Raw genomic sequence first — 19,084 nt, forward strand, 5'->3', positions numbered from 1 at the left:
ACGATGGCGGACAGCATGTAGCTGGAGGCGCTGCTGTAGATGAAGGTCTGCCCCGGCGGTTCCTCCACCGGCTCGCGCAGGAAGGCCTCGACCCAGCTGCTTTTCATCTGCCGCCATTCGCCGCCGGAGATGCCGGAGCGATGGCCGGTGCGCATGGTCAGGAGATCCCGGACCGTCATCGCCGCCAGATTGGCGCCGACCTCCGCCGGCAGCTGGTCGGGGAAGAAGCCGACCACCTTGTCCTCCAGGGCCAGCAGCCCCTCGCCGATGGCGAGGCCGACCGCCGTCGCGGTCCAGCTCTTGGTGGCGGAATGCTGCATATGCACCCGGTCGGGACCATAGGGCTGCCAGAACCCTTCGGCCACCACCGCCCTGGCGCGGAACAGCAGGAAACTGTGCAGCTCCAGCCCCCCGTCGCGGATCTCGTCGAGGAAGGCCAGGATGCCGGCGGGATCCACGCCCTTCTCGGCCGGCGCCGCGCGCGGCAATCTGATGCTGGTCATCTCCGCTCCACTCTCTTCGACAAATCCCTGGTGCCTCTCACTGGCTCAGCCGCGCAGCGCGGCCGAGATCGCGGCCAGGCCCGCCTCAAGCTCTTCGCCGGTCGGCCAGCCATAGCCGAGCCGGAAATACGCATCGGGCATCTCGAACCAATGGCCGGGGCCGACATAGCAGCCATGGACGCCGAGCAGCCGCTGGTAGAATCCGTCCGTGCCGCCCGGCGGCTCCGATCGCATGCGGGGGAAGCAGACCACGCCGCCCGACGGGGCCACCCACTCCAGGCGGTCCTCCCCGGCGATCCAGTCGGCGACCAGGCTGCGCCGGCGCCGCATCTCCGCCAGCGTCGGGCCCAGGATGGCCGCCCGGTTCTGCAGGATCTGCTCCGCGATCCATTCGTCGACGACGCTGCCGCAGATGCTGATCTGCTCCTTCGCCGCGAGGAACACCTCCTGCAGGCCGGGATCGCGGGTGATGATCCAGCCGATTCGGATGCCGGGCACGCCATAGGCCTTCGACAGCGACGACACGCTGATGACATGCGGCCCGAGCGACGCCGCCAGCGGCAGGGCGCCATCGAAGGAGAGGTCGCGATAGGTCTCGTCGACCAGCAGGCGGCAACCGGTCCGGCGGGCCAGCTCGACCAGGCCGCGCAGCTCCGCTTCGCTGCACATCACCCCGGTGGGGTTGTGCGGGCAGGTCACGCTGATCAGTCTGGTGCGCGGCGTCACCGCGGCTGCGATCGCGTCCAGGTCGATGCGGAAGCCGTCCTCGAAGCGCAGATCGATCGTGGTCATGGCGCAGCCGATCGCGCGTGGCGTCTCCAGGTTGGTGGCGTAGTTCGGCCGGATCACCACCAGATGGTCGTCGCGGCCCAGCAGTGCCGTGGCGATGATGAACAGGGCGCCGGCGGCGCCGCCGGTGATCAGCACGTCGTCGGGCTGCAGCCCTTCGCCATCCACCGCGATCAGGCGGCGCAGTTCCTCGCTGCCGCGATGGCTGCCGTACAGCAGGGTCAGGTCCGGGATCTGCAGGCCCAGGCTGGAGATCGTGCGGTCCGCGACCGAGCTTTCGGACAGGTTGGCGCGGATCAGCCCGTAGCCATACTCCTCGGGCGATTCCACCTCGATCGGCATGCGCGCATATCGCATCGAAAAGTCCTCTCGATTTCCGGGGCCGCGGCTCAGGCGACGGCCGCCTTGTTGCCGTCCAGCCGCCAGAACAGGCGCACCCCGCCATTCGGGGCGCTCTCCAGCGCCGGCACGGCGGATAGCAGACGTCTTGTATAGGGATCCTTCGGCGCGTCGAAGATCTGGTCGCGGGGGCCTTCCTCGACGATCCGGCCCTCGCTCATCACCACGACGCGGTCGGCGACCTGCTCGACCACGCCGAGATCGTGGCTGATGAACAGGCAGGAAAAGCCGTGCCGCGCCTGCAGCCCGGCGAACAGCTCCAGGATCTGCGCCCGCACGGTGACGTCGAGGGCCGAGACCGGCTCGTCGGCGATGACGAATTTCGGCCGGCGCACCAGGGCACGGGCGATCGCGGCGCGCTGGCGCTGGCCGCCCGACAGCTCATGCGGGTAGCGCCCGGCGAAGGCTTCGCCCAGGCCGACCTCGCCCAGCACCTCGATGACGCGCTCGGCTTTCTGCTTTCGGCCCATGCCCTCGACGAAGCGCAGCGGTTCGCCGACCAGGCCGCCGATGGTCATGCGCGGGTCGAGCGACGAATACGGGTCCTGGAACACCATCTGGCAGTTCAACCGGTAGTTCCAGTAGCCGGTCTCGCCGCGGGTGATCGGCTGGCCGTCGAACAGGATGGCGCCGCCGGTCGGCCGGACCAGCCCGGCGATGGCGTGGCCCAGCGTGGTCTTGCCCGAGCCGGAGCCGCCGACCACGGCGACGACCTGGCGCGGCGCGACCTGCAGGCTGATGCCGTGCAGCGCGCGCTTGCCCGCGTCCCGCCGCAGCAGGCGCCGGCGGCCGGGATAGTCGACCACCAGGTCGCGCACGGCGACGATCGGCGTCTCGTTCGGCGGAAAGCTGCGGGACGGCCCGCGCAGCGGCATCGCCGCCAGCAGCTTGCGGGTGTAGGGGTGGCGCGGCCCGGCGAGCAGATCCTGGGTCGCGCCCTGCTCGACGATCTCGCCCTGGCACATGACGATGACGCGGTCGCTGTAGCGCGCCACCATGCCGAGGTCGTGGCTGATCATCAGCACGGCGGTGCGGTGCTCGCGCGTCAGCCCGACCATCAGCTCCAGCACGTCGCGCTGCACCACGGCGTCCAGCGCCGTGGTCGGTTCGTCCGCCACCAGCAGCGCCGGCTGCAGCAGCATGACCGAGGCCAGCATGATGCGCTGGCGCATGCCGCCGGAGAACTGGTGGGGGTAGGCGCCCAGCGCCCGTTCCGGGTCGCCCAGGCCGACGCGGCGCAGCATGTCCAGGATCAGCGCCCGGCGCTGGGCCGGCTTCAGCTTGCGGTGCAGTGCCAGCCCTTCGTCCAGCTGCTCGCCCAGCAGCATCGACGGGTTCAGCGACGTCATCGGCTCCTGGAACACCATGCCGATGCGGGCGCCGCGCAGCGCCCGCAGCCGCTTCGGCGGCATGGTGGTGACCTCCTGGCCCTCGAACCGGATCGACCCGGCGGCCCGGCGGATGGCCGGCGGCACCAGCCCCAGGATGGCGCGCGCCGCCAGGGTCTTGCCCGAGCCGGATTCGCCGACGATGCCGACGATCTCGCCCGGGTTGACCTCGAAGCCGACGCCGTTGACCACGGTGGTTCCGGTGCCGGCGATCTCAAGGGTGAGATCACGGACCGACAGCAGCGGGTCCTGGCCCGTCATCTCGTGCCCCTCATGCGGGGATCCAGCCGGTCGCGGATGGCGTCGCCCAGCAGGTTGATGCCCAGCAGGGTCAGCGAGATGCACAGGCCAGGGAAGATGCCGAGCCAGATCGCCTGGCCGATATAGGGCCGGCTGCTGGCCAGCATGTTGCCCCAGGTCGGCGCCGGCGGCGGCACGCCGAGGCCGAGGAAGGACAGGGCGCTTTCGGCCAGCAGCGTCCAGCCGAACATCGAGGTCGCCAGCACGGTCAGCGGCGCGATGCAGTTCGGCATGATGTGGCGGGCCATGGTGTAGGCCTCGGAATTGCCGATGACGCGCGAGGCGGAGACGAATTCCAGCTCGCGCAGCGACAGCACCGTGCCGCGCATGATGCGGGCGACCGATGGGGTGTAGGCCAGGCCCAGCGCCACGATGATCCCGTATTTGTTGGCGCCGACGACGGCGAGCAGGCCGAGCGCCAGCAGGATGCCGGGGAAGGCCAGCAGCGCGTCGTTGAAGGCCATGATGATGCGGTCGGCCCAGCCCCTGACATAGCCGGAGAACACGCCGATGACGGTGCCCAGGCTGACCGCGACGGTGACCGTCAGCAGGCTGATCCAGGCGCTGGTCGCGGCGCCGGCCATCAGCCGGCTCAGCACGTCGCGGCCGAATTCGTCGGTGCCCAGCCAGTGGGCGGCGCTGGGCGCCGCCAGCTTGGCGCGGAAGCTGAGCGCCAGCGGATCGTAGGGCGTCCACAGCGCGCCGCTGCAGGCCGCCACCAGCAGGATGCCAATCAGCAGGCCGCCGATGGCGGCGCTGGGGGACAGGCGCTTCATTCGACGGCCACCCGGGGATCAAAGAGAGGGTAGCAGAGATCGACGACCAGGTTGACCAGGACATAGGTGACGGCGACGAACAGCAGGCACCCCTGGATCACCGGTTAGTCGCGGGCGAAGATCGAATCGACCAGCAGCCGGCCGAGGCCCGGGATGGTGAACACCGTCTCCACCACCGCGATGCCGCCCAGCAGGTTGCCCAGCACCAGGCCGATCAGGGTCCAGGTCGGGCCGAAGGCGTTCTTGAAGGCGTGTCGTCGCAGCACCGCGAACTCCGACAGGCCCTTGGCCCGGGCATGGGTGATGTAGTCGAGCCGCAGCACCTCCAGCGTCGACGCCCGCGCCATGCGCAGGATCACGCCGGTCTCATGCAGGAACAGGGTCAGGATCGGCATGACGAGGTACAGGAGGCCGCGCACCGGGTCCTCGGCGATCGAGACGTAGCCGACCACCGGCAGCCAGCTCAGCTTGAGCCCGAGGAACAGCAGCAGCAGCAGGCCGAGCCAGAAGGTCGGCACCGACAGGAACAGCGTCGCCGTGGCCACGACGGCGACATCGGTCTTGCTGTTCTGGCGCCAGGCGGCGATCACCCCGGCCGGCACCGCCACCAGGCTGGCCAGCAGCACCGCCGCCAGCACCACCTGGGCGCTGATCGCGAAGCGCGACAGGATCAGCGGCAGCACCGGCTCGCCCGAGGTGATCGACTGGCCGAGATCGCCCTGCAGCAGATGCCCGAACCAGATCGCGAACTGCACCACCACGCCCTGGTCGAGGCCGAGCCGGGCCCGGAGGTCGGCCAGGCTGGCCGGATCGGCCAGGTCGCCCAGCATCAGCGAAGCCGGGTCGCCCGGGATCAGCCGGATCAGGACGAACACCGACACCGCCACGATCAGCAGCGTCGGCACCGCCATGGCCATGCGCGTCAGCGCGAAGCGGAGCATGTCGTCGCCTCTTGCGTTGGGAGGTCAGGTCTTGCTCACGCCCCACAGGATCAGGTTCGACGCCCAGGGCTTCAGGCCGATGATGTGCTTGTTGTGCGCCAGGCAGTCATTGTCGTTGTGGGTGAAGATCACCGGGACGTCCTCCAGCAGCATCTTGTGCAGGGTGTCGAAGATCGCCTGGCGCGCCGCCGGGTCGGTGACCTTCATCGCCTTGTCGATCAGGGCCAGCGCCTCCGGGTTCTCCCAGACCTTGCGCGGCTGCGTGTCCTTGGGGCCCGAGATCTGCTCGAAGCCCAGCGCCGGATCGAAGCGCAGCGAATAGGACGTCGCCTCCATCATGTAGGCGCCGGTGTTGTACTTATCGAGCTGGGTGGCCCAGTCCAGCACCTCGATCTGGACGTTCAGCCCGATCGCCTGCCACATCTGCTGGGCGATCACGGCCGTGTTGAAGCTCGGCACCGTCGACCGCTTGTTGGCATAGATCGTGATCGGCTCGCCCTTGTAGCCGGATTCTTCGAGCAGCTTCTTGGCGCGGTCGGGGTCATAGGTGAAGCCCTGCTGCTCCACCGGGCCGTAATATTGCGACGTGCGGTAGATCGGCGAGTTGTTGACCTTGCCGATGCCCTCCGTAACCGCATCGACCAGGGCCTGGTAGTCGATCGCCGCCGCCATCGCCTGGCGGATCTTGACGTTCTTCAGCACGGGGTCCCGGGTCTGCAGGATGATGCTGTGGCGGACCGGGTTGGTGCCGAGCTCGACCGTCAGGTTCGGGTCCGCCTGCAGCTCCGCCACCTCGCTCTCGGGTACCGACGACACGTCGATCGCGCCGGATTGCAGCCCGGCCTTGACGGTCGCGGCATCGGGGACGGCCAGGAAGCGGACCTGCTTCACCAATGCCTTCTTCTGGCCCAGGAAGCCGTCGCGCTTGTCGCCCGGCGGCGAGACATAGTCGTCGAAGGCGTCCAGCGTGACCGACTGGCCGCGCTTCCATTCGCCGAATTTGAAGGGACCGGTGCCGATCGGCTTGTCCCAGCTGCCATCGGCCTTGACCGAGTCCCGGTTCAGGATGCCGGTGCCGCCGCAATCGGTCAGCGCCAGCGTGTTCAGGAACATCGCGTTCGGCTCATCCAGGGTCATCACGAAGGTGTCGGCATCCGGTGCCGTGGCGGACACCACCTTCATGCCGTTGCGGCCGTCGAAGCTGGGCAGGCACCGCCATTCCGTCTTCGGGTCCATGTAGCGGTTCCAGCTCCACAGTACGTCGGCCGAGGTCATCACCGCGCCGTTGTGGAACTTGACCCCCTTGCGCAGGGTGAAGGTGTAGGTCTTGCCGTCGGGCGACATGTCGACCTTCTGCGCCAGCAGCGGCCCGACCTCGCCGCCCTCGGAATAGCCGACCAGCCCTTCGACCACATGCAGGATGACGATATCCGTGTTGCCGTCCCGGTTCACCCCGGGGTTCGAGCTGCGGATGTCCTGGTTCAGCGCGGCGGTGATGGTCTGGGCGAAGGCGGGGCTGGCCAGCCCCGCCAGCGCGGTGGCGATCAGCAACAAGCGTTTCATGGTCAGCCTCCTGTTTTGGTCCGCGGCGCCCTTGGTTTCGGCGCCTGTTCTCGCGACGGGTCAGGCCCTTCGGTGCTTCAGCATCTCGGCCAGGAAGGTCTGGACCAGCGGCACGGCCTGCATTCCGTCATGGGCCATGTTCGGCACCTGGTCGAAGCGGACGGCGACCCCCGCCGCCTCGAACGACGATTTCAGGCTGGCCAGCCGCTCCGGCCGGGTGCGGCCGGCGTGGTTGGCATCCGGCATCCAGTGGCGGCCGCCCTCGCGATGGGTGATCTCCCAGGTCTCCAGGTCGGCGGCGCCGACCACCATCTGCACGGGCACGCGTGCCAGGGCCGCCGAATCGATGGCGATGCCGAACAGCGCCGCGACATTCCGGGTGCCGACCCACCAGTCCCGCGTCGGGTCGAGCAGGGTGACCGAGCCGGGGGCGCCGATGCTGGCCGCCCACAGCCGGCCGGGGTGCAGCATCAGGAAGCGATGGGTGAAATGGCCGCCGCCGGAATAGCCGAACAGGGCGAAGCGGTCGAAGGCCTGGCCGTAGCGCTCGCCGACCTCCGCCACCATGTCCAGCAGCGCCCGGTCGTAGCGGATGCCGCCTTCGCGCAGGTATTTGAAGCCGTCGCGGTTGCCGTCGCCCAGCACGCCGACCGGGAACAGCGGCGCCAGGATGATGCAGTTGTTCCACCGGCCGAATTCGGCGAAGGCGTCGCGATAATCGGTGAAGCTGCGCCCGGTGCCGTGCATGGCGACGACCAACTCGGGCGCCGCGCCGTCCGGGCTGATCGGCGGCACGTACAGGCAATAGGCGAAGCGCGGATCCGCCTTGCTGGCGAAGATGGTGGTGCGGTCGAAATCGAACTGGGCCCGGTTGCGCGCGGCGATGTCGTCGGCGGCGTCACGGGGCAGGGCGGCGTCGGTCATGCTGTCATCTCCGTGTCCAGCCGGTAGGCGCGGGCGCCGTTCTCGTTGAAGAACGCAGCCTTTTCCGCTGCTGAGAAGCCCTGGGTCAGCCGCTTGAAGGCGTTGGCCAGTGTCCGGTAGCTGCAGCTCTGCTTGTCGACCGGGAAGTTGCTTTCGAACAGGCAGCGGTCGATGCCGAACCGCGCGAAGCATTCCTCGGCATAAGGCTTCCAGGCGGCGGCCAGCTCGGCCGATCCCGGCGGCGCGGCGCGCTCATGGAAATCGAAACCGTAATACAGCATGCCCAGGCCGCCGATTTTCACCAGCACGTTGGGGCATTGGGCGAGGGCGGCGATGCCCCGGCGCCACTCCGCGAACACCTCATCGCGCCGGCCGGCATAGGGCCCTGTGCCCAGCGGCCCGCCGACATGGTTCAGGATGATCGCCGTGCCGGGGAAGGCGCGGGCCAGGTCGACCAGTTCGTCCAGCTGCGGGTGGAACAGCCAGGCATCGAAACTGAGGCCGAGCGGCGCCAACCGGGCGAAGCCGTCGCGGAAGGCAGGATCCAGCGCCAGGGATTGCGGCCCCGGCCGGCCGAACATGCCGATGCCCGCCGCGTCCCAGCGCAGCGGCTGGCGGATGCCGCGGAACCGGCCCTGGCCGGCCTCGATCTGGGCTTCGAGCACACCCTGCACCCGATCGCCGAGACGCAGGTCGGCCCGCCCGACGATGCCGGCGCACAGGCCCGGCGGTGTCCCGGCACCGGCCGTTTCCGCCACGATGAATTCGGTCTCACCGACCGGCCGCATCTCCTCCGGCCCGTCCTCGCGATACCCGGCGCCGCATTCGATGCCGATTGTGGCAACCACGGCGTGGCCGCCGAAATCCGCCGTCAGGTCGGCCGGCCGGTAGTCGCCGGTGTCGCGCCGCCACAGGTGATGATGGGTGTCGACAATGGGCAGGCCGGGATCGAGCACGGGCTCCACATAAGGCGCCTGCCATGCCGCCAACTCGCGCAGCGACCGCACCGCGTTCCGGCTGGGGTCGTAGGGCGCGATCATCCGGCCCGTCCCCAACCGGCGGCCACGCGGAGGTGCGGAAAGCGCCGCAGACTCATGCCGATCGGTCCTCTGGCATCTCCGGAACCTCCGCGTCGTCGGCACGAGTGCCGGCATTCGATCTTTCATCGATTGCATATTGATGCGACGTAAGTCAATTCCATTCTGTCCGACAAAATGCAAAGCCCGATCGGCCGGCGCGGCCGCGGCCTCAGCCCAGCGTGTTGTCGGATTTCACCTTCAGGGCATAGTCCAGGTGGAACCGCATGAACTCCGCCGCCTTGGCGAGCTCACCGGCCTCCAGCAGGTCCAGGATGCGCAGATGCTCCAGCGATTGGCCGACCAGGCGGCTGCGGTCGAGCGTCTTGCGGTATTCCGCCAGGCGGCGGCTGGCGTTCACCCGACGGATCGACTCGATGAAGTACAGGTTGCCGGAGCAGGCGACGATCATCTCGTGGAATTGTGAATTGACCTCGAACAGCTTGGTGCGCGACAGCGTGCGGTAATCGCCGTCCAGCAGGCTCTGCTGCTGCGCCCGGGCGCGCCGGAACGCCTCCTCATCGACCGCGAAGCCGGGCTGCAGGATGGCGGCCGGCTCGATCGCGATGCGGAACTGATAGGCCATGCGATAGGCCTCGCTGGAGGTCAGAACCGGCAGGAAACCCCAGCCTTTGCCGGGCAGGCGCTCGATCCAGCCCTCCCGCGTCATCCGGGTCAGGATGCGGATCGCCTCGCTGCGCGACAGGTCGTAGCGGCGCATCAGCTCGTTCTCGCTGATCCGGTCCGGCAGCAGGCCCGACAGCCGGTCGTCGGCGATCTGGAAATACGACTCCTCGCCGGCCTCCGGGCTTTCCCCGTCGGCGATCCCGGTGGTCAGCGCGGCCGGGTCCTGGGCCAGGAAGAAGCCGCGATTGGCCTCCCGTCGGACGATGCCCTTGGCTTCCAGCAGCTTCAGCGCGTCGTTGATCGGCGATCGCGACACGCGGAACAGGTCGGCCAGCTTCTGCGCCGGCAGGTGGTCGTTGGCCCGCAGCGGCTGGTCGCGTGCGTAGTCAAGGATGCGGGCGGCGATCTGCGGCGTCAGCGGCGACTGTGGCATCGGTCTCCTCACGGCGCGCCATCCCGTCCCGCCAGGGGCGGCGGCGCAACCTTCATTGCATTATATATTATCACCGTGCAATAAGGCATGGACTTTCCGCGACGGGGCTGTGACCGGATGACGTCTAGCATTCTCGACCTCGGCGGTCAGCAAATCCGCTTCATCGACTTGGCCAGGCTGCTGGGGGCGGACCTGGTGAGGTTGCCATGGTCGATGCGGATCCTGATCGAGAATGTGGTGCGCCACGCCGGCGCTGAGGCCCGCGCACCGTTCATCGACTGGCTCGGGCCCCGCCGCAGCGAGGCGGAGATCGCCTTCCACCCGGGGCGGCTGCTGATGCACGACACCACCTGCGTCCCGGCGCTGGTCGACATCGCGGCGATGCGGGACGCGGTGGCGGAGGCGGGCGGCGACCCGGCGGCACTGAATCCGGTGCTGCCGGTCGATGTCTCGGTCGACCATTCCGTGGCGGTCGACCGCTACGGCACCGCCGATGCTCTGGCCCACAACATGGGCCGCGAGATCGAGCGCAATGCCGAGCGCTATCGCCTGATGAAATGGGCGGCGGCGACCCTGCGCGGCGTCACGGTCCATCCGCCCGGCACCGGCATCATGCACACGATGAACCTGGAGCAGCTGTCCAGCGTCGTGGCCCTGGCCGATCGGCAGGGCGAGGCCTGGGCCGTGCCGGACACGCTGATCGGCACCGACAGCCACACGCCGATGGTCAACGGCATCGGCGTGCTCGGCTGGGGCGTCGGCGGGGTCGAGGCCGAAAGCGTCATGTTCGGCATGCCGGTGATGCTGCGCATTCCGGACATCGTTGGCGTGCGGCTGACCGGGGCGCTGCGCGACGGCGTGCTGTCGACCGACCTGGCCCTCACCGTCACCGAACGTTTGCGCCGGCATGGGCTGTCCGGGGAGTTCGTAGAGTTCTTCGGGCCCGGCGTCTCGGCGTTGTCGGCCGGCGACCGGGCCGTCGTGGCCAACATGGCGCCGGAATTCGGCGGGTCGACGGGGTACTTCCCGATCGACGAACGGACCCTGCGCTATCTCGCCGACACCGGGCGCACGGCGTCGCTGCTGCACCGGGTCGAGACCGTGGCCCGGCGGCAAGGGCTGTGGTTCGATCCGCAGGCGGTGCCGCTCTACACCGATGTCGTCGAGATCGACCTCAGCGGCATCGCCACCAGCTTGGCCGGGCCGCGGCGGCCGCAGGACCGGCTGCCGCCCGCTTCGGTGCCGCAGGCCCTGGCGCAGGCGCAGGGCCGGGCGTTGCGCGCGCGATCCGCTGCGGATGACACGACGCCGCCGGATGGCGCCGTCGCGATCGCCGCGATCACCAGCTGCACCAACACCTCGGACCCGCGGCTGCTGGTCGCTGCCGGCCTCTTGGCCCGCAAGGCGCGGCAGCTCGGCCTGCGCCCGCCGGGCTGGGTCAAGACCTCGCTGGCGCCGGGCTCCCCCGCCGCGGCGCATATGCTCGAACGCGCCGGCCTGCTGGCGGATCTGGAGGCGCTGGGCTTCGGCATCGTCGGCTATGGCTGCACCACCTGCATCGGCAATTCCGGGCCGCTGGCACCGGGGATGGAAGCAGCAGTCCGGGATGGGCTGGCAGCAGCGGCGGTGCTGTCGGGCAACCGGAACTTCCCGGGCCGGGTGCATCCGCAGATCGATGCCGGCTTCCTGGCGTCGCCGCCGCTGGTCGTCGCCTACGCCCTGGCCGGCGATGTCGCCCGCGACATCCTCACCGACCCAATAGGCCACGCGCCGGACGGCCGTCCCGTCTTCCTGCGTGACCTGTGGCCCGGCGGGGCGGAGATCGACCGGGCGACGCTGGCCGCCAGCGACCCGGCCGATATCCCGGCCGCCTTCGCCGCGGCACATGACAGCGCGCCCTGGCACGGGCTGCAGGCGCCGGCGACGGTGCTGTTCCCGTGGGACGAGGCCTCGAACTATGTCCGCCGCCCGCCCTTCGCGTCGCAGGACCAGCCGCGGCGCCTCGGGCACTACCGGGCCAGCCCGCTGATGGTGGTCGGCGACGACATCACCACCGACCACATCTCGCCTGCCGGGCAGGTGCCGGCGGACAGCGAGGCCGGGGTCTATCTGGCCGGCCGCGGCGAGGATGTGCGGGACCTCAACGTCTTCGCCGCGCGGCGGGGCAATTGGCAGGTGATGCAGCGCGGCCTCTACACCAACCGCACGGTGCGCAACCTGCTCGACCCGGCGCTGCCGCCCGGCAGCACGGTGCATGCGCCCTCGGGCGAGGTGCTGCCGCTGTGGCGGGCGGCGCGGCGCTATCGCGACGAGGCCGTGCCGATGGTGCTGCTGGCCGGCGAGCGCTACGGCGCCGGGTCGTCGCGCGACTGGGCCGCCAAGGGCGTCGCCCTGCTCGGGGTGCGTGCGGTGCTGGCCGCCAGCTTCGAACGGATCCACCGGTCCAACCTGATCGGCATGGGGGTGCTGCCGCTGCGCCTGCCCGCGGGATGCCACCCGACCGACCTTGCGGTGACGCCGCAGGACTGGATCGAGATCGACGCCCCGGCCGACGCGCTGCGCCCGCGCGGCACCGCGCAGGTCGCGATCCTGCGTGCGAACGGGCAGGTCCAGGCATTCACCGCCGCCATCGCTGTCGAAACCGCGCTGGAGGTCGCCATCCTGCGCGCCGGCGGGATCATGCCGCTGATCATCGGCCGGGCCGGCGCGCAGGGGGTGGCGTGAGGGGCTAGAAGCTGGCCTGCACCCGGTACAGGCCGGCATAGACGCCGTCCGCGGCGATCAACTCCTCATGCGTGCCCTGTTCGGCGATGCCCTGGTCGGTCAGCACCAGGATGCGGTCGGCATGGCGCACGGTGGACAGCCGGTGGGCGATGACCAGCGTCGTCCGCTCCCGCGCCAGCTCCAGCAGCGCCTCCTGCACCGCCCGTTCGCTCTCGTTGTCCAGCGCGCTGGTGGCCTCGTCGAAGATCAGGATCGCCGGGTCCTTCAGGAAGGCGCGGGCGATGGTCAGGCGCTGCTTCTGGCCGCCGGACAGCTTGACGCCGCGCTGGCCGATATCGGTGTCGTAGCCCCGCGGCAGGGCCATGATGAAGTCATGCGCATTGGCGGCCCGGGCCGCCGCCACGATCTCGGCCTCCGTGGCGTCGGGCCGGCCATAGCGCAGGTTGTCCGCCACCGTGCCGGCGAACAGATAGATGTCCTGCTGCACAACCCCGATCGCCCGCCGCAGCGACGCCAGGGTGACGTCGCGGATGTCGGTGCCGTCGATCAGGATCTGCCCCTCCGTCGCCTCGTAGAAGCGCGGGATCAGGGCGCACAGCGTGCTCTTGCCGCCACCGGACGCCCCGACCAAGGCGACGAACTCCCCGGGCCGGATGTCCAGCGACAGGTTGCGGAATACGTGGGGGCGGTCGTCCTCGTAGCGGAAGCCGACGCCGCGGAAGGCCACGGCACCACGCGGCCGCGGCAGCTCGGCGGCGCCGGGCCGGTCCTGGATGTCGGGCTCGACCTCCAGGATCTCCATCATCCTGGCGAAGCCGGTGTAGCCCTCCTGCCAGAGCCGGGCGAAATTCGCCAGCCGCTCGACCGGGTCCAGCAGCACCGCCACGCACAGCAGGAAGGTCAGCATGTCGGCGACGCCGAGCTGGGCCTGCGCCACCCGCACCGCGCCGGCGACGATGATCAGCACGGTGACCAGCTGGGGGAAGGTCGTCGTGCCCATCGAGAAGAAGGCCTCGCTGCGATAGCCGGCGCGGCGGCTGTCCAGGAAGGCCGCGTTCTGGTCGCCGAACCGGCGGTTCTCCAGATCCTCGTTGGCGAAGGACTGCACCACCCGGATGCCGGACAGCGAATCCTCCACCCGCTCATTGACCGCCGCGATCCGCTGCTTGCTGACCCGCAGCGCCCGGTTCATCCGGCGGTTGAAGTGCAGGGCATAGGCGACGGCGAAGGGCACCACGGCCAGGATCATCAGGGTGAGGGGGCCGTCCAGCCAGGCCAGGATGGCGACCGCACCGGCGAATTTCAGCACCGCGATCGCCAGATCCTCGGGGCCGTGGTGATACAGCTCGCCCAGCGAGAACAGGTCGTTGGTGATGCGGCTCATCAGCTGCCCGACCCGCTCGCGGTCGTAGAAGCTGAAGGACAGCTTCTGGCAGTGCTCGAACAGCTCCTTGCGCAGGGCGCTTTCCATCTTCGCGCCCATGACGTGGCCCTGGTAGTCGACGAACAGGGTGCTGAGCGCCTGGAGGACGACCACGGCCAGCATGGCGGCGCCGACGGCATAGATCGGGCCCAGCGCCCCCGCGGCATCGTCCAGGCCGGTGAGCTGCCGGGTGATGAAGTTGGCGCCGAGCGGCAGGATCAGCGCCGTGGTGGAGATGACCAGGGCGCAGCCGATATCGGCCAGCAGCAGCGGGATGTGCGGCCGGTAATAGGAGAGGAATTTGCGGAACCGCGCCCGTGCGCGGGAGTGGGGGAGGCTAGGCGCGGCGTCTCGTGGGGCCGGCGTCCTGAAGAATCGGGAAAGCATGCAGCGTCATGTCCTGCTGATGAGTTGGAACTCCTTTCTGGCTGGACATGAAACTCGTCATTTCGCTCTCCGCGGATCGGTGGATGCGCAGAATGCGGCAAGTGCGGACGCCGTGCAACGCCGCAATCCTAATCGTGTAGGAAAGGCCCCCATGCGCCATGGCGCATGGGGGCGGGATCATCAGGCTGGCAGCTGGAACACCCAGTTGGCGATCAGCACGATCGCCAACCCGCCGGCCAGCGCCAGGTAGGGCAGCATGCCGGCCTTTTTGACGCCGAGGTCCTGGCCGACCAGGCCGAGATCCTCCATCGCACCGGCGGGGAACTTGCCGCCGTCGCGCACATAGTGGCGATAGGCGAACACCGGCAGGATCAGGGCGGCGAAGGCGAAGCCGATCCACAGGGCGTTGGCATAGCCCCAGACCTTGGCGCCGGCGCCCAGGAACAGGGCGTTGACGAAGGCCAGCACCGTGTTCAGGCCGATCAGCCAGGTCGGCGCTTTCCACGGCCGGGTGATGTGGCCGGAGTCGATCCGGTGGATCCAGCCGGAGTTGAGGTTCAGGAAGTTGAAGATGATGTAGCCGACATTCGACACGGCCAGGACGAAGAAATAGCCGCCGGTGTCGGACGCGATCGCCAGCAGGATGAGGTTGAAGGTGAAGTCCGTCCACATCGCGCGGGTGGGCGCACCCTTCTCATTCACATGGTCGAGGTATTTCGGCAGCCAGCCGTCCTTCGAGCCCTGGTACAGGGTGCGCGACGACCCTGCCATGGCGGTCATGATCGCCAGGAACAGGGCGACGATCATCAGCGCGACCAGGATCTGGGTGATGACCCGGCCGGCGCCGATCAGGCCGCCCAGGACTTCCGCGACCCCCGTGCCATCGACCACGCCCGGCGCCAGCATGCCGGCATGGCCCAGCACGCCCTGGAAGGTGAAGGGGATCAGGAAGAAGAACAGGCAGCAGGCCAAGCCGGAATAGAAGATCGCCTTGAAGGTGTCGGTCTTCGGGTTCCGCAGCTCGCGGGTGTAGCAGACCGCGGTCTCGAAGCCGTAGGTCGACCAGGCGGCGATGTAGAGGCCGCCCAGGAACAGGGTCCAGCCGCCATTGCTCCAGGTGCCGTCCTCGCCGGCATAGGCCGCGGTCGGCGGCACCAGGCCGGTGATGTTCATCACCTGGATCTGGCCGCTGAAGATCGGGTACAGGCCGATCAGCAGCAGCGGCACCAGCACGATGATCGCCAGCCATTTCTGCACGCTGGCGGTCTGCTGGATGCCGCGATGCTGGATCGCGAAGATCAGCAGCATCAGGATCGCGCCGATGAAGAAGGTGGCGTTGATGTTGGCGGTGGCCAGGAACGGGATGCCGAAGCTGGTCAGCGACCAGTTGCGGATCGCCGGTGTCAGGGCCGACACGCCGTCGGCGCTCAGCAGCGCGGTGATCGCGTCGCCGGGTGCCGCGCCGGCATGCGCCGCCAGCCATTCCGCCACGCGCGGGCTGTCGGCGGTGATCGACCCGGCATGGGCGGCGATCCAGGCCAGCACCGGCTGCGCGTCGGCCGCCGGGATCGGGAAGACCGCGTTCAGAATGTATCCGGCGGCGATGGCGCAGCCGAGCGACAGCACCGGCGACCAGGCGAACCAGTTGCACCACACCGACAGCGGCGCGATGAACTTGGAATAGCGCAGCCAGGCGGTCGCGCCATAGACCGAGGCGCCGCCCGACTTGTTGCCGAACATGCCGGCGATTTCCGCATAGGTGAAGGACTGCAGGAAGCCCATCGTCATCGAGATCATCCAGACGACGAAGGCCAGCTTGCCCGTCGTGCCTGCGATGCCGCCGATGGAGAAGAGAACGAGTGGCGGCACGCCCGCGGCCACCCAGAACGCGCCCTTCCAGTCGAGGGCGCGGATCAGCCTGCCTTCGGTGCCGGCCGGGACAGCCGCACCGTCCACATTCACCACATCTGCCATTGGTGATGCTCCCCTGTCGTTGTTCAGGACGTTTCTTGTCACGCCTTGCTGAACGTGCCTCCCCCCGGCGCGATCGCCTGCGCCGCCGTCTCGGCGACCCGCATTCCCCAGCGGATCCAGTGCCTGAAGCCTTTATGCATAGTGAAGATATTTTCTCCTTGGTCAATATGGCTTTACTTCCGGCCCGCATTTTGTAACCTGCCCTGCGTGCTCGACTGCGCCACCTCCACGAGGGTCTCATGCGAGATCTCCATCCGCTGACGGCCGGCGTGCGCCCTGCCTCCCCCAGCCTGATCCGCACGCCCGGCATCCCGGTGCTGCCGCCGGGGACCGAGCGCTATCGCGTGCGCGGCGGCGGGTCTCTGGTGATCCGGGTCGAGGCCGGCGACCAGGTGGTGGTGACCGATCTGGAAGGCGGCCAGGCCTGCGAGCTGTCGTTCCTCGACGAAGCCGGGCGGTTCCTCGCCGCCGGCCTCGGCCTGCCCTTCACCACCGCGGCCGACGGGTTGAAGGCCTGCCTGGCCGCCGGCGATGACGGCGCCCGGCGCACCCGGGCCGCCCTGGCGCGGCGCGGCGCCGATCTCGCCACCGCCGGCGCCGCCCGGCTGTTCGGCGAAGGCTCCCGGCCGGGCGACCGGGCGGAGTTCACCATCCAGGGCCAGGGCCTGCTGATCGCCGTGGCCCCGGGTGCTGTGATGCTGCCGGACGCCCAGGACACGGCGACGCCGATCGAACTCCGGGTCAAGCGCAGCCGGCTGGTCCGCGACTATGCCGCCGCCCTGCCCGAACCGCTGGCCGACCCGATCGAGGACATCCGCATCCGGGCCGCCACGGCCTCGGCCTATCTCGTCCGGGCCGGCGACTTCATCCAGGTGATCGACGTCTACGGCCGGCAATGCACCGACTTCCAGGCCTTCTCGGCCCGCAAGGTCGACAAGGGCCTCGACCTCGCGCTGGATTCAACCGTCACCCGCACGCTGCTCGGCCGCAGCTATCCGGTGCCGGGCCTGCCGTCCAAGGCGTTCGACCGGGATTTCGAGCCGCTGGTGGAGATCGTGCAGGACACGGTCGGCCGGCACGACGCCTTCGCCACCGCCTGCAATTCCCGCTACTACGACGACATGGGCTATCCCGGGCATGTCAATTGCACCGAGAATTTCAACGCCGCCCTGGCGCCCTATGGCATCGCCGCCCGCAAGGGCTGGGAAGCGCTGAACTATTTCTACAACACCGCTATCGACCATACGAACCAGCTGTACCTCGACGAACCCTGGTCGCGCCCCGGCGACTATGTGCTGATGCGGGCGCTGACGGACCTGGTCTGCGTCTCCTCCTCCTGCCCCGACGACATCGACGCGGCGAATGGCTGGGACCCGACCGACATCCACATCCGGACCTTCTCCGGCAAAGAGACCTTCTCACGAGCGGTGGCCATTCGCATGACGCCCGACGCCGACCCCGAACTGACCCGCGAGACCGCCTTCCATCCCCGCCTGTCCGCGCTGACGCGGGACTATGGGGAATACCGCGGCTACTGGCTGCCCAACCGCTTCTCTTCCGCCGGGCCGGTCGAGGAATACTGGGCCTGCCGCGAGAAGGCGGTGGTGATCGACCTGTCGCCGCTGCGCAAGTTCGAGGTCACCGGCCCGGACGCCGAGGCCCTGCTGCAATATTGCCTGACCCGCGACGTGCGCAAGCTGTCGACCGGCCAGGTCGTCTATTCCGCCATGTGCTACGACCATGGCGGCATGATCGACGACGGCACGCTGTTCCGGCTCGGCGACTGCAACTTCCGCTGGATCGGCGGCGACGATGCCAGCGGCCTGTGGCTGCGCGAGCAGGCGGAGAAGATGGGCTTCAAGGCCTGGGTCCGGTCCTCCACCGACCAGATGCACAACATCGCGGTGCAGGGGCCGGCCAGCCGGGACATCCTCAAGGACATCGTCTGGACCGCGCCGCGCCAGCCGACGATCACGGAACTGGAATGGTTCCGCTTCACCGTCGGCCGCATCGGCGGCTTCGAAGGCGCGCCCGTCGTGGTGTCGCGCACCGGCTATACCGGTGAACTCGGCTACGAGGTGTTCTGCCATCCGAAGGACGCCCTGGCCGTGTTCGACGCCGTGTGGCAGGCGGGGCAGCCGCACGGCCTCAAGCCGATGGGGCTGGAGGCGCTGGACATGGTGCGGATCGAGGCCGGGCTGGTCTTCGCCAACCATGAATTCACCGACCAGACCGACCCGTTCGAGGCCGGCATCGGCTTCACCGTGCCGCTGAAGTCGAAGACCGACGATTTCATCGGCCGCACCGCGCTGCTCGAACGCAAGGAGCATCCGCGCCACCGCCTGGTCGGCCTGGACGTACAGTCCAACGACGCGGTCGGCCACGGCGACTGCATCCATATCGGCCGGGCGCAGATCGGCGTGGTGACCAGCGCCACCCGCTCGCCGATCCTCGGCAAGACCATCGCACTGGCGCGGATCGACGTGACCCATGCCGCGACCGGCACCGCGGTCGAGATCGGCAAGCTGGACGGCCACCAGAAGCGCCTGCCCGCCGTCATCGTGCCGCTGTCGCATTACGACCCGCAGAAGACCCGCCCGCGGGCCTGAACGCGGTTTCGGGCGCCGCGGCGGCCCTCATGGGCCCTGCGGAAGACGACGCCCGAAGCCGGGTTCAGGCCCGCGGGCGGGTCTTCTGCGGGTCGTAATGCGATAGCGGCACGATGACGGCCGGCAGGCGCTTCTGGTGGCCGTCCAGCTTGCCGATCTCGACCGCGGTGCCGGTCGCGGCATGGGTCACGTCGATCCGCGCCAGGGCGATGGTCTTGCCGAGGATCGGCGAGCGGGTGGCGCTGGTC

14 protein-coding genes are annotated in these 19,084 nt (G+C 69.1%); 2 read left to right on the top strand and 12 right to left on the bottom strand.

Annotation, left to right across the window (positions count from 1 at the left end; all coding sequences use genetic code 11):
- The 9 genes from AC3XYG_RS24265 to AC3XYG_RS24305 form a co-directional block, all read right to left on the bottom strand.
- The coding region (locus AC3XYG_RS24265) for a serine hydrolase domain-containing protein (protein WP_489142438.1) at positions 1-503 on the bottom strand (503 nt) is incomplete at its 3' end.
- Positions 504-548: 45 nt separating this feature from the next.
- Positions 549-1,649, bottom strand: coding sequence for a pyridoxal phosphate-dependent aminotransferase (locus AC3XYG_RS24270; RefSeq protein WP_489142439.1), 1,101 nt, complete (start codon positions 1,647-1,649; stop codon positions 549-551).
- 32 nt (positions 1,650-1,681) lie between these two features.
- Positions 1,682-3,340 (bottom strand): ABC transporter ATP-binding protein, encoded by a 1,659-nt coding sequence (locus AC3XYG_RS24275; RefSeq protein ID WP_489142440.1) that lies wholly within the window; start codon positions 3,338-3,340, stop codon positions 1,682-1,684.
- A complete protein-coding gene (locus tag AC3XYG_RS24280; protein ID WP_489142441.1) occupies positions 3,337-4,155 on the bottom strand; it encodes an ABC transporter permease in 819 nt (272 codons plus the stop codon). The genes AC3XYG_RS24275 and AC3XYG_RS24280 overlap by 4 nt, the downstream gene beginning before the upstream one ends.
- Before the next feature lie 104 nt (positions 4,156-4,259).
- Positions 4,260-5,096: an ABC transporter permease gene (locus AC3XYG_RS24285; RefSeq protein WP_489142442.1), complete on the bottom strand. Its 837-nt coding sequence runs from the start codon at positions 5,094-5,096 to the stop codon at positions 4,260-4,262.
- Positions 5,097-5,120: 24 nt separating this feature from the next.
- Complete coding sequence (locus AC3XYG_RS24290; RefSeq protein WP_489142443.1) at positions 5,121-6,659, bottom strand: ABC transporter substrate-binding protein; 1,539 nt, start codon at positions 6,657-6,659, stop codon at positions 5,121-5,123.
- Between the two features lie 60 nt (positions 6,660-6,719).
- Positions 6,720-7,583, bottom strand: coding sequence for a hypothetical protein (locus AC3XYG_RS24295; RefSeq protein ID WP_489142444.1), 864 nt, complete (start codon positions 7,581-7,583; stop codon positions 6,720-6,722).
- The gene (locus tag AC3XYG_RS24300) at positions 7,580-8,623 is read right to left on the bottom strand and encodes an amidohydrolase family protein (RefSeq protein ID WP_489142445.1); all 1,044 of its coding nucleotides are present in this window, start codon (positions 8,621-8,623) and stop codon (positions 7,580-7,582) included. Before AC3XYG_RS24300 ends, AC3XYG_RS24295 begins: the two co-directional genes overlap by 4 nt.
- 208 nt (positions 8,624-8,831) lie before the next feature.
- A complete protein-coding gene (locus AC3XYG_RS24305) occupies positions 8,832-9,719 on the bottom strand; it encodes a GntR family transcriptional regulator (protein ID WP_489142446.1) in 888 nt (295 codons plus the stop codon).
- A gap of 117 nt (positions 9,720-9,836) precedes the next feature.
- Here AC3XYG_RS24305 and acnA point away from each other — a divergent pair, with 117 nt between their 5' ends.
- A complete protein-coding gene (gene acnA / locus AC3XYG_RS24310; protein ID WP_489142447.1) occupies positions 9,837-12,443 on the top strand; it encodes an aconitate hydratase AcnA in 2,607 nt (868 codons plus the stop codon).
- 4 nt (positions 12,444-12,447) lie between these two features.
- On the opposite strand, the gene AC3XYG_RS24315 is transcribed toward acnA, so the two are convergent.
- Positions 12,448-14,253, bottom strand: coding sequence for an ABC transporter ATP-binding protein (locus tag AC3XYG_RS24315; protein ID WP_489142448.1), 1,806 nt, complete (start codon positions 14,251-14,253; stop codon positions 12,448-12,450).
- 180 nt (positions 14,254-14,433) lie between these two features.
- Positions 14,434-16,227, bottom strand: coding sequence for a trimethylamine N-oxide permease (locus AC3XYG_RS24320; protein WP_489142449.1), 1,794 nt, complete (start codon positions 16,225-16,227; stop codon positions 14,434-14,436).
- Between the two features lie 239 nt (positions 16,228-16,466).
- Here AC3XYG_RS24320 and AC3XYG_RS24325 point away from each other — a divergent pair, with 239 nt between their 5' ends.
- A complete protein-coding gene (locus tag AC3XYG_RS24325; protein ID WP_489142450.1) occupies positions 16,467-18,836 on the top strand; it encodes a trimethylamine N-oxide demethylase in 2,370 nt (789 codons plus the stop codon).
- A 64-nt stretch (positions 18,837-18,900) separates the two neighbouring features.
- Here the strand turns inward: AC3XYG_RS24325 and AC3XYG_RS24330 are convergent.
- A partial coding sequence (locus tag AC3XYG_RS24330) for a glycine cleavage T C-terminal barrel domain-containing protein (RefSeq protein WP_489142451.1) occupies positions 18,901-19,084 on the bottom strand: 184 nt, incomplete at its 5' end.

This window comes from Inquilinus sp. (genome assembly GCF_057815775.1).